Origin of the sequence: Janthinobacterium sp. KBS0711 (assembly GCF_000988085.1) — a bacterium.
Classification (GTDB): Bacteria; Pseudomonadota; Gammaproteobacteria; order Burkholderiales; family Burkholderiaceae_D; genus Janthinobacterium; species Janthinobacterium lividum_E.
The window spans coordinates 74126-95165 of the sequence record NZ_LBCO01000010.1 but is presented as its reverse complement, the minus strand read 5'-3'; the positions used below and the strand labels follow the sequence as shown (position 1 = coordinate 95165).

The window sequence follows — 21040 nt, the reverse complement described above, 5'->3', positions numbered from 1 at the left end:
GAATACCTATGTTGAATTCCCCGCAAAAAAAAGATGTCGATGGCAGCCACTCTGCCGCTGCATCACGTCGTCTCCCGGCGGCATCGGCATTGCGTGCTGGTTGTTTATTCCTGCTGGGCAGCTTGGCCAGTCCGGCTGCCCTTGCTTCATTGAGCGACACAATTTTCCCCTTCCTGGCCACGTCATATTCCTACGATGACAACCTTTTGCGCCTTGACGACAATACGCCTGGTTACACGGGCCCCCGTTCCGATACCTCGCGCCAGATACAGGCGGGTTTTCTGTTCAACCGGCCGATCGGACGCCAGGTGTTGAGCGGGCAAGCCAAGTGGTCGCGGGTATCGTTTCAGCATTTCGATAACTTGGACTATAACGGCAAGGATTTGCAGGCCGACCTGGAATGGCATATTGGCAATCATCTTGACGGCCATGCCGGAGTGACATATTCGGAAACCCTGACGCCGTTCAGCGATTTTCAATCTACGGGTACGAACCGGAATATGCGAACACGGCACCGGAATTACCTCGATGGCGGCTGGCTGTTTCATCCGAGCTGGCGCCTGCGCGGCGGCCTCAGTCGTGAGCGCTATTACTATGACCTTTCAAGTCTCAGCTATGCGAACCGCGTCGAGGATGCGAGCGAGCTGGGACTCGATTACCTCGCTTCGAGCGGCAGCAAGATCGGGGTGCAACTGCGGCACTTGAAGGGTAATTATCCGAATCGCCCGGTGGGCTCGCAATTCAGTCTGGTGGATGGCTATACCCAGGACGAGGTGAAGGCGAATATCTACTGGCGCTACAGTCAGGTGACGCAGGTGCAACTGCTCGCTGGCTGGGTCCGGCGCGGCTATGCATCGTTCTCGGGACGCGATTCGAAAGGCGCGAACGGCCGCCTGATCGTCACTTGGGCGCCGCTGGGGAAAGTGCGCTTTACGGGCAATTTATGGCACGAGTTCGGGGCGGTGGAAAGCTCGCTGGTATCGAGCAGCCTGAATAACGGCGCCAGCGTGGCCGCAGCGTGGGATATTACGTCGAAGGTGCGCATGGATGCCGAAGTGCGGCGCCAGAAACGCGACTTTTCCGCTGCCAGCGGCCTGCTCTTTCCCGTCGATGTCACGGATTCCACGCATACGGAGTCGCTGGGACTGACCTATGCGCCGCAGCCGAATATCCAGCTGAGCCTGAATGCCTTCCACGATACCCGCAAGGGGGCACCGATTATTAATACCGGCAGCTACCGCGCCAAGGGCGTTTCCTTCAACGCCAGCGTTCAGTTCTGAGAGCAATATGACGGTTAATGATATACCCCTGATTTCGTTTTTTCAGCGCATACTCGACCCATTGATCATCATGGGTACGCTGTACCTGCTTTCCGCCATGTCAGGTTCGCCATTTACCGGTTACTCGCTGGTATTGATGATCCTTGCGTTCTTTATTTCATCCTCCGTATTCCAGTATGTCGATCCCTATCGTACCTGGCGCAGCGGTCGCATGCTGGCCTATGCCCGCGACATTTTTGTCAGCTGGGGCATCACGGCCCTGATCCTGGTATTCCTGGGGTCGGCGACAGGACTGGCGTTTCATTATGATCGCGATCTGGTGCTGGCCTGGTTCCTGTTGACGCCGTTTGTATTGCTGCTCAGCCATCTGGCCGCGCGGCGCATGGTGGCCGATCCCGGACGCGACAGTGAAGTGCGCTCTGTCGTCATTATCGGCGCCAACGATGCCAGCCTGAAATTTGCCGCCACCGTCGAGCGTAACCCGAACCTGTTCATGAGCGTGCGCGGCTTTTTTGACGACCGCACCGATGACCGCTGGCCCGAGACGATGCGCGAGCCCATGCTGGGCAAGATGGCCGATATCGCTGCCTATGTGCGCGAGCACAATATCAAGATGATATTCATCAGTCAGCCCATTTCGGCCCAACCGCGCATCCGCAAGATGCTCGATGAACTGCAGGATACGACGGCATCGGTGTACTTCTTGCCGGATATTTATATCTTCGATCTGATGCAGGCGCGCTTCGACAATGTAGGCGGCATGCCGGTGATCGCCATCCGGGAGTCGCCGTTTACCGGTTTTAACAGCATGCTCAAGCGCGGCAGCGACATCGTGCTGGGCTTGTTGATCCAGATCATGCTGTTGCCGGTGATGCTGGTCATTGCCATTGCCGTCAAGGCGACGTCGAAGGGGCCCGTGATCTTCCGCCAGCGACGCTACGGCCTGTATGGCGAGGAAATCATCGTCTATAAATTCCGCTCGATGACGGTCAGCGAGGATGGCGACAAGGTGGTACAGGCAACCAAGAATGATCAGCGCGTGACGCGCATTGGCGCCTTTTTGCGCCGTAGCTCGCTCGATGAGTTGCCGCAGTTTATCAACGTCTTGCAGGGACGGATGAGCATTGTCGGTCCCCGCCCGCACGCGGTGGCGCATAACGAGCAATACCGCAAGCTGATCAAGGGTTACATGCTGCGCCACAAGGTCAAGCCGGGCATCACGGGCTGGGCCCAGGTGAATGGCTTGCGCGGCGAGACGGAAACGCTCGACAAGATGGAAGCGCGCATCCATTTCGACCTTGACTACCTGCGCAACTGGTCGCTGTGGCTGGACTTGTGGATCATTTTACGTACGGTCAAGGTGGTGCTGAAGCGCGACAACGCGCATTGAACGCGGACCGATGGCGGAGCGCCACACGGGGACTTGAATATTTTTTGCAGAGATTTAATCCGCGTTAAAATGACGCAATCATGCAAGATGTCAAATCCGGCTTCTGAAGCCGGCCGAACAGTGATTCGACGAGCCATACGACCCTATGAGGCAAGCACGGCGACATGATGTGCACGGTGACATGCTCCTGCTGCGTGGCGGCTGCCCGGGCTGTAGCCCGTGGCATGTGCGTCATGCCCGCTGGCGCTTCGCCTGGCCGGTGTGGCGCATGGCGACTGTTCAATTGATATTGTCTCCCAGGCACTGGCCACATCCCTGCCGCTTTCCCGCGCTGGCCCGCCTCGCATTATGGTACGGCGTAATGCAAGTATCACCGCTGCGAGAAATATTGCCCTGTAAGAATTATTTTTTGAGGCCTGCTTATTGCAAGGCTTGTGTTTCTGATGAAACAGTTGTTTTTAAGACCTTTTAATAGTTTTTTAAGCAAATAGTTTCCTAGCAAGCTAGTACACTGTGTATCATATTTATAATATTGACAATCATGTGGTCGCAAGCCCATAATTTCAATCGAAATCTGCTTTTTTGATAATGTTTTGTTATTAAGTGAGTTATCATCACGTTCACAAAACTATCAGTGGATTTCCTTACCCGAACTGAAGGAGTCATTTTGAACCAAGCGCAAATCGCCCGTGTGTCATCGAGCAAGCCCGCCACGCATTCCCGCCTGCTGTGCGCAGGCCTGGTAGTCCTGGCCGTCGCAGGATTGTCTGCTTGCGGCAATAAGGAAAAAAAGGCCGGCCAGGCGTTGGCGAGTGTGAATGGGGAGGAAATCACCGTCCTGCAGCTCAATGAAGAAATGCAGCGCGCCAATGTGCCGGTTGCGCAACAGGAGGTGGCCAGCAAGCAGTTGCTGGAATCGCTGATCGACCGCCAGCTACTGCAGAACGAAGCGGCCAAGGACAAGACAGACCGCGATCCCAAGGTAGTGCAGGCGGTCGAACGGGCCAAGGCATTGATCGTGGCACAAGCCTACATGCAAAAGCGCATTGGTGCGATCGCCCGCCCCAGCAAGCAGGAAGTGGAAGAGTACTTCCAGAAGAACCCGCAATTTTTCACCGAACGCAAGCAGTTCGACATGCGCGAACTGGTCATCGCCACCACCGACATGAACGACAAGCTGAAGGCAGCCATGGACGCGGCAAAGACACTGGACGACGTCGCCGCCTGGCTCGATACGAACAAAGTCAAGTATGCCCGTACCCAGTTGTCGCGCACCAGCGCCGACCTGGCGCCGGAGTTGAGCACGAAATTGCTGTCGATGCCGAAGGGCCAGCTGTTCATCATCCGCGAGGGGGACCGTACCTTGCTCATTTCCCTTGCCGACATCCGCGACAATCCCGTGAACCTGGCACAAGCCGCGCCTCAGATTGAACAATTTCTGTTCAACAAGAAAAACAAGGATGCGGCCGATACCGAATTGAAACGTTTGCGTGCCGCTGCCAAGATCGAGTACCTGAACAAGGAGGGCGCCCCGGCATCGGCGGTGGCCAGTGCCCCGGCTGCGGCGCCGGCCGTTGCGGCGCCTGTCGCGCCAGCACCCGTCGTACCGGCGGCACCGGCGCCGAGTTCGTCGGAATCGAATGATCGTGGCGTTGCTGGCTTGAAATAAGCCGCAGCATTTTAAGTTAAGCAACTCATTATGGATTGAACGAATCATGAAACGACTTGTCATGTGGTGCCTGACCCTGTTGCTGGCCATTGGTACGGGTGTTGCCAGTGCCGCCGATGTACAACTGGGCGCGGGCGATGTATTGAAAATTTCCGTGTATGGCAGTCCTGACCTTGGGCTGGAGACGCGCATCAGCGAAGCTGGTCAGATCACCTTCCCGCTGGTTGGCAACGTGGCGCTCGGCGGCTTGTCGGTCTCCGCGGCGGAAAAGAAACTGGGCGGCTTGCTTGAAAGTGGCGGCTTCCTGCGCAAGGCACAGGTCAACATCATCGTGACTTCGCTGCAAAGCCAGCAGGTGTCGGTGCTGGGCCAGGTGAACCGTCCGGGCCGCTATCCGATCGAAGGCCGCCGCAGCGTGATGGATATGCTGGCCATGGCAGGCGGCGTCAGCGTCGATGGCGGCGATTCGATCAACCTGATCCGCAAACGCGATGGCAAGACGAGCCGGGAAGTGATCGATATCGTAGAAATGGTGCGCAGCGCCGATTTGAACCGCGACCTCGATGTGGCTGGCAACGACGTGATCTTTGTCGAACGCGCGCCACGCTTTTATATTTACGGCGAAGTCCAGCGTCCTGGCCCATTCCGTTTGGAGCGTTCGATGACCGTGTTGCAGGGCTTGTCCGCAGGTGGCGGCCTGACGCAGCGCGGCACGGAACGCGGCATCCGCATCAAGCGCCGCGATGCGCAAGGCAAGCTGCAGGTTCTTGAGGCCAAGCATGACGATATGCTGCAGGTCGATGATGTCGTGTATGTCAAAGAGAGCTTGTTCTAGTCTTGAGCGGGGCCAGCGCCCCGTTCTTATCATTCAGTATTGAAGGTTCCAACATGAATTTCTCTCAATTTTTGCTGATTTTGCAAGCGCGCAAGAAGATTATTTTCTTGACCTTGATCGTCACCGTGCTTGCCACGCTGTCTGTCAGCCTGCTATTACCGAAGAGCTACAAAGCCACCAGTTCTCTGGTCATGAACTACAAGGGCGTTGATCCTGTCACGGGGCTGGCCATGCCTGGACAATTGTTGCCTGGATACATGGCCACGCAGATCGATATCATCAGCAGCAAGAATGTGGCCTTGCGCGTGGTCGATCACCTGGGCCTGGCCAACAGTCCTGCCGTCATCGAGCAATTCAATGCGGCGACGGAAGGCAAGGGAACGGTCCGCGACTGGTTGGCCAATCTCTTGCTGAAAAAGCTGGAAATCGTGCCATCGCGCGAAAGTAGCGTGGTCGACATCAGCTTCAAGGGTTCCGACCCACAATTTGTGGCGGCCGTCGCCAATGCTTTTTCCGACGAATACCAGAAAGTCAGCATCCAGCTGAAAGTGGAGCCGATGAAGAAGGCGGCCAGTTATTTCGATGAGCAAACCAAGATGCTGCGCGATAACGTGGAAAAGGCGCAAAACCGCCTCTCCAAGTATCAACAGGAAAACGGTATCGTCAGCGTCGACAACCGTCTGGACGTCGAATCGAATCGCCTGAACGATCTGTCCGCGCAGCTGGTGATGGCGCAGGGCCAGTTGATGGAAGCAAATTCGCGCCAGCGCATGGCCGCTGGCGGCAATGGCGGCGAATCGCCGGATGTGGCCTCGAATCCCTTGATTCAAAGCTTGAAGATGGGGCTTGGCAATGCCGAAGCCAAACTGGCCGAACTGGGCCAACGTCTCGACAAGAATCATCCGCAGTACCAGAGCGCCAAGGCAGAGGCTGACAAGCTGCGTGCCGATCTGCGCGAACAACTGCGCATTACCTCGAACAGCGTAGGCAATGCGGCGCAGATCCAGCAGCAGCGCGAAGCCTCGGTACGCGCGGCGCTGGCGGCGCAAAAGGCGAAGGTGCTGGAACTGAATCGTACCCGCGATGAGATGGGCGTGTTGCAGAAGGATGTGGAAAGCGCCCAGCGCGCCTTCGACGTGACGTCGCAACGCTTCTCGCAAACCAAGATCGAAGGCCAGTCCGACCAGTCCGACATTGCCGTGCTGAATCCGGCAGTTCCACCGATTGAACCGTCCAGCCCCCGCGTGCTGATGAATACCCTGTTGTCCATCGTCCTGGGAACGTTCCTGGGTATCGGCCTGGGCCTGCTGATTGAAATGCTGGACCGCCGCGTGCGTTCCGACCATGATCTGGCTGACTTGCTGCAAGTGCCGGTACTGGGCATGGTCGACTGGAAAGCCGCACCGCGCCGTCGCAAGGGCTTGCATCGTCTTCTGCCGGCTCGCCGCCTGAGTGCAAATTAATTGATGGAATTGAATATGAACTTTCCCGCGCATCCTGTTTCGAAACCGTCACCCCTGCGGGGCGGCGACTCCAGCATCGGCGCCCTGTTGCTGGCCTCGGGCAAAATCACCCCGGAAAATGCCGAACGCGTGCTGCGCATGCAGAAAGAACTCGGCATCCGTTTTGGCGAAGCGGCCTTGCGTCTCGGCTTGATCAGCGAAGCTGACATCCAGCAAGTGCTGGCGCGGCAATTCGACTATCCGTATCTGCAGGAAGGCGAGGGCAAGTTTGCCAGCGAGCTGGTGGCGGCGTATCAGCCTTTCAGCCCGCAAATGGAAACCTTGCGCGCCGTGCGCAGCCAGTTGATGCTGCGCTGGTTTTCGCTGGGCCGCAAGGCCCTCGTCGTGGCCAGCGTCGATAGCGGCGATGGCGCCAGCCTGTTCGCCGCCAATCTGGCTGTGGTGTTTTCGCAGCTTGGCGAAAGCACCTTGCTGGTCGATGCGAATTTGCGCAAGCCGCGCCAGCACGAGATTTTCGCGCTGGAAGAGCGCCAGGGGCTGTCCGATGTCCTGGCCGGGCGCGCCCAGCAGGACGCCATTTCCGTCATCGATTCCTTTGTCGACCTGTCCGTGCTGGGAGCGGGCACCTTGCCGCCGAATCCGCAGGAGTTGCTGAGTCGTCCTGCCTTTGGCGCGCTCAATACGCAGCTGGAAGAGCGCTACGATGTCGTGTTGTATGACGTGGCATCCGTGTCGTCGGGATCCGATGCGTTCGTGATGGGCGCCCGCGTCGGTGGCGTGTTGCTGGTTGTGCGCAAGAACAAGACGCGCTTGGCCGATATCGACGCCATGCGCGAGCAGTTGCAGCGTAGCGGTTCGGAAGTGGTCGGCTCCGTGCTGGTCGATTACTGACATGACTTCTCTCGCACAGTCGCGACCAGCCGCCTCGCTGGACTGGAAGCAGTTCCTGCTGCACTGGTGGCCTGTGCTGCTGGGCTTGCTGGCCATGTATGTGCCTACCTTTCACGACCTGGCTTTCGGCCTGTGGTCCACGGAGAGCTACGCGCACGGTCCCATCATCCTCCTGCTCGCCTTGTGGCTGCTGGTGCGGCAATGGCCGGCCATGCTTGCCGCTTCGGGCGGCACGGGAGGCTCGGCTGCCGGCTGGCCGCTGGCCGTGCTGGCATTGCTGTGCTATATATTGGGCCGGTCGCAGAGTATCCAGAGCATGGAGCTGGCCTCTTTCATCATGATGCTGGCGGCCCTGTTGCTGCTGTTCTTTGGCGTGCGTGCCTTGAAAGTGCAGTGGTTTCCCTTCTTTTTCATGTTGTTCATGATTCCCTTGCCAGGCGCTATCGTCAGCGCGCTGACGATGCCGATGAAAATGGCCGTATCGTATGTCACCGAGCACCTGCTTTTCTGGGCCGGCTATCCGATCGCGCGCAGCGGCGTCATCTTGCAGATAGGCCAGTACCAGCTGCTTGTGGCCGATGCCTGCGCCGGCTTGCAGACACTGCTGACCCTGGAATCGCTGGGCCTGTTCTACATGAATGTGGTGCGCCATACGTCGGCCTTCCGCAATATCATGCTGGCCATCCTGATCGTGCCGATTTCGTTTACCGCCAACGTGGTGCGCGTCATCGTGCTGACGTTGATTACCTATTATTTTGGCGATGCCGCCGGCCAGGGCTTCCTGCATGGTTTTGCCGGCATGGTGCTGTTCATCAGCGCCCTGATCCTGATCATTTCCATTGATTCGCTGTTGCAATGGTTCGTGAATATGCGCCAGCGCCATCACAAGGGGACAGTATGAAACCATCGCGCCTTTCCATGTTTGTACTGAGCGGCATGATGGTGCTCGCTTCGCTGGCAGCGGCCTATGCCAAGCCGACCATCCGCTTGGCGGAAACCATGCCGATGCCCGAGCTCGAGAAGATCATCCCCAGCCAATTTGGCGTATGGCAAGAGGAAAAGACGTCTGTCGGCGCCGTGATCGACCCGCAAATCCAGTCTGAGCTCAAGCGCATCTACACGCAGATACTGTCGCGCACCTACATCAATGACCGGGGTGAGCGCATCATGCTGTCGATTGCCTACGGCAAGGACCAGAGCGATACGACGCAGGTGCACTATCCGGAAATCTGCTATCCGGCGCAAGGCTTCCAGATCGCGTCCACGCGGGAAGAAACCCTGTCGACGGCCCAGGGGGATATTCCCCTGAAACGTCTGGAGACGAGCATGGAAAACCAGCGCTACGAGCCCGTGACGTACTGGACGACGGTGGGCGACGTGGTGGTAACGAACCGCACGAACAAGAAGCTGGTGGAAATGCGTTACAGCCTCAAGGGACAGATTCCCGACGGTCTGTTGTTCCGCGTGTCGTCGATCGACCGCGACACGGCTGCCGCGTTCCGTCTGCAAGATGGCTTTGTCAAGGCAATGCAGGCGGCGCTCGACCCCGCCAGCAAGCTGCGCCTGATGGGCATACACGGATAGACGCATGGTGCGCGCCGCACCATGTGCTGTTTCACTTACCTAGATAAACATGACTCTCGCAGCAAAGACACTCGGCGCGGTGAAAAGTAACTACGCAGGCACGCTGATCCGCGTGCTGGCCCAATTTGGCGCACAAGTCGTCATCATGCGCGAACTGGGACCGGAATTGGTGGGCACGTTCGGCTATGCACTGCTGGTGTTCGGCGTGCTGGCGCTGGTGATCGACCAGGGTTTTGGCTGGGCATTGATGCAAGGCGATTTTTCGGAAGAGGAACTGCGCGTGGTATTGTCCCGGTTAATGCTGGGTTCGGTATTCGGCATGCTGTTCGTTTTCGGTATGTCCTATCCGCTTGCCATCTGGCTGGACAATCCACTGGCGGGTACCCTGTTTCGCTATTCGGCACCCTCGTATCTGGTCATCGCCGTGTATGGCATTTCCCAGGCCCGGCTGCGCGCAGAACTGCGTTTTCGTGAAATCCAATATGCCACCACCGGCGCTTACCTGATCGCCTATCCCGTCGTTGGCGTCGGCCTGGCCCTGGCCGGCGCCGGTGTCTGGGCGCTGCTGGCCGCATGGTATGCGCAGGCGATATTGCAGTTTGCCCTCAGCTATTACTTTAGTCCGCATCCTTTGGTATTCGGCAATCCGTTTCACTCCTGCAAGGCAGCAGCACTGGGCCGCCAGGTGGCTGGCATCAATGTGTTGAATTGGGCCGTGGACAACGCCAGCGGGGTTTTTGCCGGTGCGCTGGGACCGCAGGCCCTGGGCAATTTCAATGCCGCGTCGATGCTGTCGCGTACGCCGGCCATGCAACTGGCGCAGACCATGCAAACCGTGTTGTTTTCCACCGCGTCGGCGTTGGCCGGTGACGTGGCACGCATACGCCAGCTGTATTTGAGCGCGCTGGCGTCGATCGCCATCCTGGTCGTGCCATCGTATGCGTATGCGCTCACGCATGCCGATTTCCTGATGCATCTGGTGTTTGGCGAAAAGTGGCTGCAAGCCGGCTCCCTGTTCGCCGCCATGACGGTTGGCATGGTGTCGCTTGCCATGAGCACCCTGTCCGGCGCAGTCTTGACGGCGACAGGCGGGCAAGGCACGGTGCTGCGATCACAGGCCTGGTGCCTGGCGCTGATGCTGGCAGGGCTGTACCTCGCCGTACATGTGGAGCTGGTGTATGTGGGCATCGTGATCAGTATTGCTTACACGCTGCGGCTGCTGCTGCAGATGCGAACCATCGCTGCCATCGTCCGGCTCACCTGGGCAGACTTTGGCAATGTGCTGGGCGGACCGCTCGTGCTGGGCATGCTCTGGTCCGTACCTCTGGCGGCATGGCTGGCGCCGGAGCATCCAGGCTTGCTCGTCGAACTGCTGGAACTTGGAGGCAAGCTGGTCTTGACATTGTGCGTATGCAAGCTGTTCCCGCGGTTTTTCTTTTGCCATGCACTGATTTATATTTTGCAACGATTTGGTCCTGGACGCCGTCTGGCGAACGCACTTGGCCTGTGAGAAATTGATGAAAAAAAATAGTATGAAAGCGAGCAAAGGCCATCCATGGAAGAGTTAATCGTCTATTTTCTGTTGCCTTTGGGCGCCTTGCTGTTTGCCCTGCTGGCAATCGGCGGCGCCGTTTTCGTGGCTGGCATTGCCGCACGCTGGCGTGGCTGGGCATTCGCGACAGTTTTTCTGCTGACAGTTGCCGCCAGCATCAGCAGCATTGTCCTGTCGTTCCGCAAGCTGACTTTGAGCGAGCAGGGGCTGATGAACATGAGTGATGGCGATGGCGCCTCGGGCCTCGTATCGAAACTGATCCTGATGGCGGTGATCGGCAGCTCTTTCGCCCTGTGCCTGGCATGGTTGTTCGATTTCAACAAGAAACTGCGCCAGCACTCGCGCTTTACGCGTCGCGACTTGTGCGCGCCCAACGATATCGTGATCGCCTTCATGGTGTTTTATGTGGCGTTCAGCATCGTACCCATCTTTATGGGCCAGCGCTATTATTTCCATGTGTCGCTGATCTACCCTTTCTTTGTTTATCTGGCCATGTTCCTGTATTTGCAGGTATCGGACATCGATCCTGTGCGGGTTTCAAAGTATTGCCTGGGAGCCCTGGTGTTCGGCAGCCTGGCCGCGGCCGTCGTCACGCCCAGCGCCGCTTTCCAGCCTGGCTACAATGGCCTGATCCCTGGCTTCAACCTGCGTTTGTGGGGCGTGACAGCGCATGCCAATGCGCTCGGCGCCGTCGCCTGCGCGTTTTTCCTGATGGAGATGGCTGAACCTGAAAAGAAACGCTGGCTACATTTCGGCATTCTTTGTGCGGCAGGACTGACGATGATCATGTCGCAGTCCAAGACGTCGATCCTCACCGCCTTCATGGGCGGCATGATGATCACGGGCATGCAGATATGGAATTACCTGGGGGCGCAAACTCGTGGCTACAACCGCAACAGTTCGACCTTCCTGGCCGTGCTGCTGATGGGCTTTTGCTTCATGGTCGCCATGGTGGGGATCTGGGTCATGTTTTCGGATGTGAATTTGTTAACGGTGATCGAAAGCAAGCTCGACTCGCGTGCCGTGGGCGACCTCAGCACAGGCACGGGACGGCTGTGGATCTGGTCCGCAGCCATCAAGGGCGGCATGGAAAATCCCCTGTTTGGCCAGGGGGCATCGTTCTGGAACCTGGAAAACCGCCTGCGCCTGGGATTGAGCGGCGCGGTTTCCGCACATAATTTGTACCTGCAGGTGTTCAGCCGCTCGGGCCTGATCGGTCTGGCATCCTTGCTGGCCTTCCTGTTTTTCCTGATCCGTTATGCCATGCGCGCCTCGAAGGCGACCAATGGCGCCAGCCTGGTGATGCTTGCCGTGCTGCTGGTACGCTCCATGACGGAGGTGCCCATTGCGCCGAACGGCATCCTTGGGGCCGAGTTTTTCGGCACCATGGCCTATATTTTTTACATCATTGACCGTGGGGCGAGGCCTTTGACCAAGCGCAATATCATCGAGAAAAGACCGGCAGCATATTTTGCCAACGGGCGCTTCAGGGGGCAGGCATGAGGTGCCGTGCCGCCGCACCCCGCCAACGGCTGGCGCGCGGATGGGCCAGGGACGCGCGATGCTGACCATTTACCGGATTGCGCACTTGCTCGCACGCGCCCGCATTCCCCTGTTGCCGCGTCTTCTCTATATGTTCAACCGCATCGTGTTCTCTATTGTATTGCCGCCTACCAGCATCGTCGGCCGCGATGTGCTGTTCGGTTATAGCGGATTGGGCATCGTGGTGCATGCGCGCTGCAAGATCGGCGACCGCGTCAATATCGGCCCGCATGTCACCCTCGGTGGACGGGCAGGATTGAGCGGCGTGCCGGAAATCGGCGACGATGTGCTCATTGGTAGCGGTGCCAAGATTCTCGGCCCCGTGCGTATCGGGAATGGCGCGCGCATAGGCGCCAACGCCGTCGTGCTGCAAGATGTGCCGGCCGGCGCCACGGCCGTTGGTATTCCTGCCCGTGTCCGTGGCGGTCAAGCGGGCAGGGTGCCATCGACAGATGGATTAGACAGCTCTACACAGGTGGATAATGAAGTTAGCGATCTTAATTAAGACATATAACGAAGCACATAATATAAACCGTTGCCTCGACGCCGTGTTTGAGGCCATAGCCGGGATTGCCGGGGGAGTCGAGGTGCTGGTCGCCGATTCGTTGTCGACCGATGCCACCGTCGCGATTGCACGCGCTTATCCCGTGAAGATCGTCCAGTTGACGCTGCCAGCCGACCGCGGCTGCGGCGCCGGGGTGCAGCTTGGTTATCAGCATACGCGGGCCCAATTCGTGTATCTGCTCGACGGCGACATGGAACTGCAGGGCGACTTTTTGAAGCAGGCGCTGGCGCTCATCGAAAACGATGCGACTTTGGGCGGCATTTCCGGCGTATTGCGCGACCGGCACATCAATAACAGGTTTGACCGGCACCGGCTGAAAAACAAGCCTGCCGCGCGCGCCGGCGACGTCGAGTGGCTGGCGGGTGGTGGGCTGTATCGCCGCGCGGCGCTGGACGAGGCGGGCGGCTATGCGGGCAACCGCAACCTGAAGGCATATGAGGAGGCGGAACTGGGCTTGCGCCTGGGCAGTCATGGCTGGCGCATGCTGCGGCTCGACACGGTGGCGGTGTATCATACGGGGCATGCGGAATCGACTGGCGCACTGATCTGGCGCCAATGGCGTAGCCGACGCATGGATGCGGGCGGCGTGTTGCTCAAGTCAGCCCTGGGACGACCCTGGTGTGGTCGCGTGCTGCGCATGTGTTTGCATCCGCTTGCGGTGCTGGGCTTCTGGGCGCTGGTCCTTGGCGCCGTGCTGCTGGCTCCCGACTGGCGTGTGCCTGCAGCATGCTTGGGGCTGGGGGGGCTGGCGGCATTGGCCCTGTGCGTCAAGAAGCGCAGTGTCAATGATGCCGTTTTTTCTATTTTACTGTGGCATCTTTCTGCCGCAGGCCTGATACGGGGTTTCGTCACGGCCAGGTTGCGGCCGCCGTGCGAGGTGATTCCCAGCCGGGTCCTGTCAGAGAATACGGCGGCAGAGGCCGGTGCAATTTGACACAATGGTAAAGGTGCTACACGCATTAAAGACATCGAATGAAGAAAAATGTAAAAAAAGAGCTGTTTTATGGCCTTCGTTCGCTGCTGCGCGATAATTTTTTGAGCCGGCATCTGCTGGCGCGGCTGCGCCGCAATGCGCAACTGGACCCGGCGGGCATGGAGCGCGTGCAGCTGACGTTGCTGCATGCGAGCCTGCAATGCGCAATCGGCAAGCTGCCGTACTATGCGCATATCGATAAACATTTTTCTGTCGACGACACGCTGCAGGTCTTGCGCCGCGACTTTCCCATCATCGACAAGAGCACCTTGCTCGCCAACCGCCAGAATTTGTATCCGAACGGCGGCAAGGCCAGGCCCTGGTACAGCGTCGGCAAAACCAGCGGCACCACGGGCACGCCGCTGACGATCTTCCGCAGCCCCCTATCCGTGCTGTACGAGATGGCTTTTGTGCGGCGGCACTGGGAATGGAATGGTTTTCGCCGCGGCGCGCGAAGCGCCGTGCTGCGCGGCGACGTCGTCGTGCCACAGTCGCGCGAGGCGCCGCCATTCTGGTTTTATAACCGCTATGACAAACAGCTGCTGATCTCCTCGCGCCACCTGAAGGAAGGCTATATGGCCGCGATTTGCGATCAGCTCGACGCTTATGCGCCGGCCATGTTGCAAGCGTATCCATCGACGGCCTATACCCTGGCCAGCTACCTGCAGCGCCAGCGGCGCTACCTTTCCATTCCCCTGGTCTTTACCAGTTCCGAACCCCTGTATCCACATCAGCGTGCGCTGATCGAGGAGCGTTTCCGCGCGCGCGTCAGCGATATGTATGGCATGGCCGAACGGGTGGCCTTTGCCAGCGCCTGCCAGTTTGGCGCGATGCATGTGAATGCCGATTATGCGTACGTGGAGATTGTCAACGACGATGGCCAGCCGACGACGGATTTCGGCTTTGTTGTCGGTACGACGCTGCATAACCACGTCATGCCATTGGTACGCTACCGTTTGTCGGACCGGGCGCGCTGGAAGGCGGGAAGCTGCCCGTGCGGCCGGCCGTTCCCCGTGCTTGAGGAAATCAGCGGCAAGTACGAAGATGCGATTTTTGGCGGGGATGGCCAGCCCGTCAGCCCGTCCGTGCTGACATTCGCTTTCAAGGGGGTCGAACATATTCTCAAGTCGCAAGTGGCACAGGTGGCGCAGGACCGCTGGCAAATCCGCATCGTGCCCGCGCCCGCGTTCTCCAAAGTGCAGGAACTAGCGCTCGTCGAGAATATTCGCCAGTTGGTAGATAAGGATATCATGGTCGAAATTGTATTAACGTCGGATATCCCCAACACATCTTCTGTTAAGTTCCGCTGGGTCGTGAATGAGCATGAAAAAAATAAATGAAAATGCGTATAATAAAATTCCGGGCGTCAACTCCAATTGAGGCCTGTCCAGGTCTCTAAATCTCGCTTTGAATCACAAATAATTTTGCGCTGCAAAAAGGTTTATCTTGCCAGCCTTATCACACCTATTTTTCAAGATCGGTTCCGATCTTATTGCCGTTGCCTCGGAGGCTAAATTATGAAACTCTTTCCCGTGATGCTGCCAATATTGCTGGCAGCTGGTGTGTTGTCGGTCGCCGGGCCGGCGCGTGCCGACTGGGTGCAGTCCGTCGACCCTGTCGCGGTTGCGCCGGCACCAACAAACCTGCAGATTCAGGCGCAAAATCCCCCCACGTTTACCTGGTCGCGCCATATTTCGGCGCCGGCATCGTATACGGTGGAAATCAAATCCGCCAGCGGCGCGGTGAGTACTTATACAACGTCCCGTAACTGGTTGCTGCCTAGCCAGCTATTGCCAGTCGGTAGTTATTCCTGGCGCGTGCGCCCCACGTCGACCGTGGAGTGGTCCGATTACCGCAACTTCACGATCACGGCCGCCTCGGCGCCGTTCCTGGTGCCGGAAAATGCGGACTTGCGGGCGCGCATCGTAAAAATGCCAAGGCCGCGCAGTTTGCAGGGATTGCCTTTGTATAGTGCCTGGAGCGCGCCACTGAAGGCGGAGCGCAATGCTGCCATGCTCAAGATGCGCTCCGAGGTCGACTGGGTGACAGTCAAGCCTGGTGCTGGAGTGCTGGACTCAAACTGGAAGCTGCAGACGGGTTCCGTGCTGACGGCCGCCAACGTTGCGCAGACGGCCGATATCCGTGCCCTGGTGTCGGCGAATGGACGCCAACTGGAAGGCGCCTCGCTGCTGTACCGCCTGACCGGCGAGCAGAAGTACCTGACCGAAGCGCTGTACCGGGGCGACATGCTGGCCGCGCTCGATCCATATGGCCCAACGAGCTATGTCAATCAAGACCAGGGCACGCGCGTCATCGCGCTGACGCTGATCAAGGCCATCGATACTCTGGGCAGTGCCATCGACGGTACGCGCCGCGCCGCCTGGCTCAATGTCGTGCGTTTGCGGACCAACGATATCTACGCCGATCTGTCAGGCAGCAATGGCCGCATGGATCAATATCCGTTTGACTCCCATGGCGGTACCAATCTGGGTTTCCTTGCTCTCATCGCCACCTTGTCGCTCGGCGAAATCAAGGAAGCCGATACGTGGTTTGACTTTTCCTTCCGCGCCTACGCGGCGGCATTCAGCGCCTGGAGCGGTCCGGAAGGCGGCTTTGCGAATGGCACGGCGTATGCGCAATACACGGCGGACCTGGCCTTGCAGGTATGGCAGCCGCTGGCCAGCGCTTCCGGCATCGATATGTTCAGCAAGCCATGGTCGAACGGTTTCGTGCGCTACTTCATGCATTTCGTACCGCCCGGTACGCCGCGCCACCTGTTTGGCGATGAGTCGGAAGTCGTTCCCACCTTCGCGGTACTGAAGGCCTTCGTATCGCATTATGCGACTCCCGAAGCTGCCTGGTATTTCCGGGCGCTGCCCGTGGACATGGATGCGCTGACCTTGCTGCAGGCGCCGTATCCGCTGCCCGTCTCGTCGGTCAGCACGCCGCTGCCTCCGGAAAATGCCCGCCTGTACCCCAGCATAGGCTGGGCGGCCATGCACAGCAGCATGGCCGATAGCGGGCGGACCTCGCTGTATTTCAAATCGAGTCCGTACGGCTCGTATAACCACAGCCATGGCGAGCAGAACAGCATTGTTCTGGTCCGCAACGGCGTCGCGCTGCTGGGGCAGTCCGGTTATTCCGACTACTATGGTTCACCGCTGGCCAGCTCATGGTATCGCCAGACGCGGGCGCACAATGCCATCACCATCGATGGCGGCCTGGGCCAGGCCATTGATGGCTATACGCCGCAAGGCTACACGAGGACCAAGGCCTATGGCGGCAAGATCACGGCCTTCTCTACCACGCCTCAGCTCGACTATGTGGAAGGCGATGCCACGCCAGCGTACAGCGGCGCGCTGACGCAGGCCGTGCGCAAGGTCTGGTATTTGCGCGGTGTGAATGCGGCGGTGATCGTCGACGCCCTGGCGTCGGCCACACCGCGCAAGTTTGAATGGAATTTCCATTCCTATGCGCCGATGCAGACGGGAGAGAATGGCAAGGTGATTGTCGCCAAAGGTGGGCAAATGGTGTGCCTGATTCCCGTGTCGACGGGTATGCCGATTGCTTTCGAGAAACGCACCGGTCCTCCGCCAAAAGCTGGCACGGTGGAAGACCATGGCGCGTTTGTAAATACGGTGCTGCAACCCAAGGCAGAGTTTGTGGTCGTGCTCGATGTCGGCTGCAGCAATCCGGCACCCGTGTTCGATCCCGTCGCGCGCACGCTCAAGGTAGGCACGCAGACGGTGACGATACCGAAATGACTGCCTGCCCGGCAGCCGGATCAGTTCGTATCAGAAAGCTCGGTGCGCGATTGGTTTAGACGTTGCAGGCAATGGTTGAGCAAGTTATGGGCGCGTTTTTTTGCCGATCCCCTGACACTCTCATGAGATGACCCGACCTCTCCGCACATCGCTGGCGGAGAGGTTTTTTTTTGCTGCGGCAGTCGATGCATGCTGGCAAGCCGATGTTGAGAGAAAACGACAAATTTCCATGCGTCATGATTTATCCTGAGGACACGTATTTTAGATACGTGCAGACAAGAAAAAGACCGTGCTGTGGTTGACAATTGTGGTAATGAATGCAATGATTGTGTTGTTTTAACATTATTTTTTTGTTAGTCGTATTGCGTGCGCACAAAGTGTTTTTTGCAATGTCTTAATGAATCTGATCTGGGAGATCGTAGATGAGCGAGTTACTGGCCATGGTGGGTAGGCGTGGGGCGGCGGCGTGATTGACGAAAGGCCGCAGGCATTGATGCTGGGCACCGCGCCGGAAGGCAAGGGGGGCGTGGCGGCAGTCGTTTGCGTCCTGCAGCGCGAGGGTTTCCTGGATGAGCATGCGGTGCGCTATGTCGTGACACATGCCGAAGTGCCTGCAATGGGCAAGCTTGCCCTTGCCTTCAGCGCGTTGCGCCAGTTGCTCGCGGTGCGCCTGACCGGGGTGAAGCCGCTCGTGCATGCACATTGTTCCTCGCGCGCCAGTTTCTACCGCAAGTCCGTTCTGCTGGCGCTGGCCCGCGGCATGGGGTGCAAAACCATCTTTCACCTGCATGGCGGCGAGTTTCGCCAGTTCACCATGGATGAAGTGAGCGCTGTGGGCCGCTGGTGGATCCGCCACACCCTGGAAAAAAGCTCGGCCGTGATCGGCCTGTCGCCCTCTTGGGCCGAGTTTCTGCAGACGTTCGCGCCGCGCGCAGCCGTGCTGGTCGTGGCCAATTCGGTCAAGTTGGCCAGCTTGCCACCCGTTCTGCCGGAAGAGGATGGGCGCTTGTTGTTTCTCGGCCGCGTGGAAAAGAAAAAAGGGGTCTTTGAACTGATCGAAGCAGTGGCCAGCCTGAGTGGGCAATTCCCCCGCCTGCGCCTGGTCCTGGGCGGAGAGGGCGCACTGGCCGAGGCGCGTGCGCGTGCCGCCGAACTGGGCATTGCCGACCGGCTTGAATTGCTCGGATGGATAGATCCAGACCAGAAAGCCGCGGAAATGGAGCGCGCCAGTATCTTCGTGCTGCCTTCTTATCATGAAGGCTTGCCCATGGCCATGCTGGAGGCCATGGCGGCCCGCAAGGCGGTGGTGGTGACGGCCGTTGGGGGCATTCCCGAGGCGGTGCAGGATGGCGTCAATGGTTTGCTGGTCGAGCCGGAGAATGTCGCGAGCCTGGCTGGCGCATTGCAGCGATTGCTGGCCGACAGCTCGCTGCGCGTGCGTCTGGCGGCGGCGGGGCGTGTCACGATCGAGCAGCGTTTCGATACCGAACTGATGCTCGACAAGCTGGCGACCCTGTACGCAAGCCTCGATGGAGCGGCACGATGAGTGTGGCGCCGAGCGTCGCGCGCGCGCGCACCAGCCGCCTGGGCTGGTTATGGAACCGGCTGCGCTGCATGCCGCCTGGAGAGCCATGGTATCGCCTGCGTCAAGTGGGGCAGTCCCGGCTGTTGCGCCACGGCTTGCTGAGCACTGCCGTCCCGACACAACTGGCGCAAGCCGGCGCCGCCTTGCCGTATGCGGCACCGCGGCTGGCGGATGCGGCACCGTATCTGCGAGAAGCCGATGCGATCATGGCGGGCGAAGTCTTGCTCTTTGCCACGGCGCATTTCCAGGTGGGCGCATCGCCGCGCTGGAATACCGATCCCCTGACGGGCGTGGCGGGTCCAGCCAGTTTCAGTCTTGCTCTCGACATTACCGACCGTACCAGCGTGGGCGACATCAAGCACGTGTGGGAGCTGAACCGCCATCTGCATCTGGTGCGGCTGGCGCAGGCCTGGGCCCTGAGCGGCGACGCGCGCTACCGCGATGCGCTGGCCGGGCAGCTGGACTCGTGGCTGGAACAGTGCCCGCCATTGACGGGGCCGAACTGGACCAGCTCGCTGGAACTGGGTATCCGCCTGATTAACTGGAGCCTGATCTGGCACATCATGGGGGGCGCCAACGGCCCGCTGTTCGCCGGGGACGCCGGGGCACGGCGTCGATCGCGCTGGTTGGACAGCATTTTTTCCCATTGCCAGTTTATCCAGCGCCACCTGTCGCGCCATTCGTCGGCAAATAATCACCTGATCGGTGAATTGGCCGGCCTGTATGTCGCGGCGCAGACCTGGCCATGCTGGCGACACAGTGCGGCCTGGCGCGATCAGGCTGCGCGCGAACTGGAGCAGCAAGCCCGGTTGCAGCATTCAGCCGATGGCGTCAACCGCGAGCAGGCATTTGCCTATCAGGTATTCGCCGCCGAATTCCTGCTGTTGGCGGGGTTGAGCGCTGCGCATGCGAAAATGCCGTTCAGCGACGGCTACTGGCGCATACTGCAGCGCGCCATGCATTTCCTGCGTGCCGTGCGCGATGTCGGCGGCCATGTGCCGATGGTGGGCGACGCCGATGACGGCATCGTCTTTCGGTTGGAACCCGGCATGGCGGGCGACCGGCCGGCGATGCTGCTGGACCTGGCCGATGCGCTGTGGGGCGGGCTGGCGCCGTCGCAGTACGGGGCGACGACGCAATGGTTGCTTGGCGGCATGGAACTGCCAGCCATACCTGTAGCCGATGGACAGGCCAGCGACTGGAATTTCGCCGATGGCGGCTACCTGCTGTTCGGTAACGATTTCGGCCAGCCCACGGAAATCAAGGGCATGCTCGACTGCGGCCCGCTCGGCTACCTTGGCATCGCGGCGCATGGGCACGCCGATGCGCTGGCGCTGACCCTGTCGGTTGCCGGCGAGGAGTGCCTGGTCGATCCCGGCACCTACTCGTATTGGCAGGAACTGAAATGGCGTGATTATTTCCGCGGCACGTCTGCGCACAATACCTTGCGCGTCGACGGCGTGGACCAGTCGGTCAGCGGCGGACGCTTCATGTGGCTGCGCAAGGCGGCGAGCAGCGTGCTGCAGATGCCGCAGGATCCCGCGCAGTTCGTCTTTCGCGGTGCGCACGACGGCTATCTGCGCCTGGCCGACCCCGTGCGCCACGTGCGCAGCGTGCAATTTGATGCGGCAACGCGGCGACTGGCCGTGCAAGACCGCGCCGAGGCACGCGAGGCGCACCGCCTGGAACAGTTCTGGCATTTTGCGCCCGGCCTGTCGGTGGCAGTGGAGGGAGAGGTGCTGGTGGTGTGCGGCGCACGTTTCCGTCTGGAAGGCCGGTTTGCCGGCACCCAGCTGCGTTTGCACCTGTCCAGCGCCAGCGAGCAACCGCCGCTGGGCTGGTATTCCCGCCACTACGAAGTCAAAGTTGCCTGTACGACCTTGTGCGTCACTGCCGATGGCGGTGACATCGCGGCAGAATTTACGATGGCATTATTTTAGACCTTTT

General features: G+C 59.3%; 16 protein-coding genes. All 16 read left to right on the top strand.

The genetic code is table 11. From position 1 onward, the window contains the following. Positions 1-8 precede the first annotated feature (8 nt). Positions 9-1280: an XrtB/PEP-CTERM-associated polysaccharide biosynthesis outer membrane protein EpsL gene (gene epsL / locus VM94_RS05875; RefSeq protein WP_046682621.1), complete on the top strand. Its 1272-nt coding sequence runs from the start codon at positions 9-11 to the stop codon at positions 1278-1280. Between the two features lie 7 nt (positions 1281-1287). Continuing rightward, entirely contained in the window at positions 1288-2670 is a 1383-nt protein-coding gene (locus VM94_RS05870) for an undecaprenyl-phosphate glucose phosphotransferase (protein WP_046682620.1), read from the top strand. Positions 2671-3337: 667 nt separating this feature from the next. After that, positions 3338-4339, top strand: coding sequence for an EpsD family peptidyl-prolyl cis-trans isomerase (locus tag VM94_RS05865; protein ID WP_046682619.1), 1002 nt, complete (start codon positions 3338-3340; stop codon positions 4337-4339). Positions 4340-4385: 46 nt separating this feature from the next. Next, positions 4386-5174 (top strand): polysaccharide export protein EpsE, encoded by a 789-nt coding sequence (gene epsE, locus VM94_RS05860; protein WP_046682618.1) that lies wholly within the window; start codon positions 4386-4388, stop codon positions 5172-5174. Positions 5175-5227: 53 nt separating this feature from the next. Further along, positions 5228-6637, top strand: a complete 1410-nt coding sequence (epsF, locus tag VM94_RS05855) for a chain length determinant protein EpsF (protein WP_046682617.1) — start codon at positions 5228-5230, stop codon at positions 6635-6637. Positions 6638-6652: 15 nt separating this feature from the next. Further along, complete coding sequence (gene epsG / locus VM94_RS05850) at positions 6653-7528, top strand: chain length determinant protein tyrosine kinase EpsG (RefSeq protein WP_046682616.1); 876 nt, start codon at positions 6653-6655, stop codon at positions 7526-7528. Position 7529: 1 nt separating this feature from the next. After that, positions 7530-8429 (top strand): exosortase B, encoded by a 900-nt coding sequence (xrtB, locus tag VM94_RS05845; protein WP_046682615.1) that lies wholly within the window; start codon positions 7530-7532, stop codon positions 8427-8429. Then, positions 8426-9112 carry an exosortase-associated protein EpsI, B-type gene (gene epsI, locus VM94_RS05840; RefSeq protein ID WP_046682614.1) on the top strand — a complete coding sequence of 229 codons (687 nt, stop codon included), beginning with the start codon at positions 8426-8428 and terminating at the stop codon, positions 9110-9112. The genes xrtB and epsI overlap by 4 nt, the downstream gene beginning before the upstream one ends. Before the next feature lie 49 nt (positions 9113-9161). Next, complete coding sequence (locus tag VM94_RS05835; RefSeq protein ID WP_082127581.1) at positions 9162-10622, top strand: oligosaccharide flippase family protein; 1461 nt, start codon at positions 9162-9164, stop codon at positions 10620-10622. Positions 10623-10667: 45 nt separating this feature from the next. Beyond that, entirely contained in the window at positions 10668-12167 is a 1500-nt protein-coding gene (locus tag VM94_RS05830) for an O-antigen ligase family protein (RefSeq protein ID WP_046682612.1), read from the top strand. Between the two features lie 58 nt (positions 12168-12225). Beyond that, on the top strand, positions 12226-12711 hold the full coding sequence (locus VM94_RS29385; RefSeq protein WP_082127591.1) for a serine O-acetyltransferase: 486 nt from the start codon (positions 12226-12228) through the stop codon (positions 12709-12711). Next, positions 12689-13705, top strand: coding sequence for a glycosyltransferase (locus tag VM94_RS05820; RefSeq protein WP_046682611.1), 1017 nt, complete (start codon positions 12689-12691; stop codon positions 13703-13705). Before VM94_RS29385 ends, VM94_RS05820 begins: the two co-directional genes overlap by 23 nt. 38 nt (positions 13706-13743) lie before the next feature. Continuing rightward, positions 13744-15084 carry a phenylacetate--CoA ligase family protein gene (locus VM94_RS05815; RefSeq protein WP_046682610.1) on the top strand — a complete coding sequence of 447 codons (1341 nt, stop codon included), beginning with the start codon at positions 13744-13746 and terminating at the stop codon, positions 15082-15084. Between the two features lie 177 nt (positions 15085-15261). Then, positions 15262-17508: a heparinase II/III domain-containing protein gene (locus VM94_RS05810; RefSeq protein ID WP_138828893.1), complete on the top strand. Its 2247-nt coding sequence runs from the start codon at positions 15262-15264 to the stop codon at positions 17506-17508. A 493-nt stretch (positions 17509-18001) separates the two neighbouring features. Further along, positions 18002-19054, top strand: coding sequence for a glycosyltransferase family 4 protein (locus VM94_RS05805; RefSeq protein ID WP_046682609.1), 1053 nt, complete (start codon positions 18002-18004; stop codon positions 19052-19054). Further along, a complete protein-coding gene (locus tag VM94_RS05800) occupies positions 19051-21033 on the top strand; it encodes a heparinase II/III family protein (RefSeq protein ID WP_052755550.1) in 1983 nt (660 codons plus the stop codon). Before VM94_RS05805 ends, VM94_RS05800 begins: the two co-directional genes overlap by 4 nt. Positions 21034-21040 lie beyond the last annotated feature (7 nt).

What these genes read in the sequence shown, in the direction of transcription:
- epsI (WP_046682614.1), top strand. Translation starts at nt 8,426, where the DNA reads ATGAAACCATCGCGCCTTTCCATGTTTGTACTGAGCGGCATGATGGTG.
- VM94_RS05815 (WP_046682610.1), top strand. Translation starts at nt 13,744, where the DNA reads ATGAAGAAAAATGTAAAAAAAGAGCTGTTTTATGGCCTTCGTTCGCTG.
- epsE (WP_046682618.1), top strand. Translation starts at nt 4,386, where the DNA reads ATGAAACGACTTGTCATGTGGTGCCTGACCCTGTTGCTGGCCATTGGT.
- xrtB (WP_046682615.1), top strand. Translation starts at nt 7,530, where the DNA reads ATGACTTCTCTCGCACAGTCGCGACCAGCCGCCTCGCTGGACTGGAAG.
- VM94_RS05805 (WP_046682609.1), top strand. Translation starts at nt 18,002, where the DNA reads ATGCTGGGCACCGCGCCGGAAGGCAAGGGGGGCGTGGCGGCAGTCGTT.
- epsG (WP_046682616.1), top strand. Translation starts at nt 6,653, where the DNA reads ATGAACTTTCCCGCGCATCCTGTTTCGAAACCGTCACCCCTGCGGGGC.
- epsF (WP_046682617.1), top strand. Translation starts at nt 5,228, where the DNA reads ATGAATTTCTCTCAATTTTTGCTGATTTTGCAAGCGCGCAAGAAGATT.
- VM94_RS05870 (WP_046682620.1), top strand. Translation starts at nt 1,288, where the DNA reads ATGACGGTTAATGATATACCCCTGATTTCGTTTTTTCAGCGCATACTC.
- VM94_RS05830 (WP_046682612.1), top strand. Translation starts at nt 10,668, where the DNA reads ATGGAAGAGTTAATCGTCTATTTTCTGTTGCCTTTGGGCGCCTTGCTG.
- VM94_RS05820 (WP_046682611.1), top strand. Translation starts at nt 12,689, where the DNA reads ATGAAGTTAGCGATCTTAATTAAGACATATAACGAAGCACATAATATA.
- VM94_RS05835 (WP_082127581.1), top strand. Translation starts at nt 9,162, where the DNA reads ATGACTCTCGCAGCAAAGACACTCGGCGCGGTGAAAAGTAACTACGCA.
- VM94_RS05810 (WP_138828893.1), top strand. Translation starts at nt 15,262, where the DNA reads ATGAAACTCTTTCCCGTGATGCTGCCAATATTGCTGGCAGCTGGTGTG.
- epsL (WP_046682621.1), top strand. Translation starts at nt 9, where the DNA reads ATGTTGAATTCCCCGCAAAAAAAAGATGTCGATGGCAGCCACTCTGCC.
- VM94_RS05800 (WP_052755550.1), top strand. Translation starts at nt 19,051, where the DNA reads ATGAGTGTGGCGCCGAGCGTCGCGCGCGCGCGCACCAGCCGCCTGGGC.
- VM94_RS29385 (WP_082127591.1), top strand. Translation starts at nt 12,226, where the DNA reads ATGCTGACCATTTACCGGATTGCGCACTTGCTCGCACGCGCCCGCATT.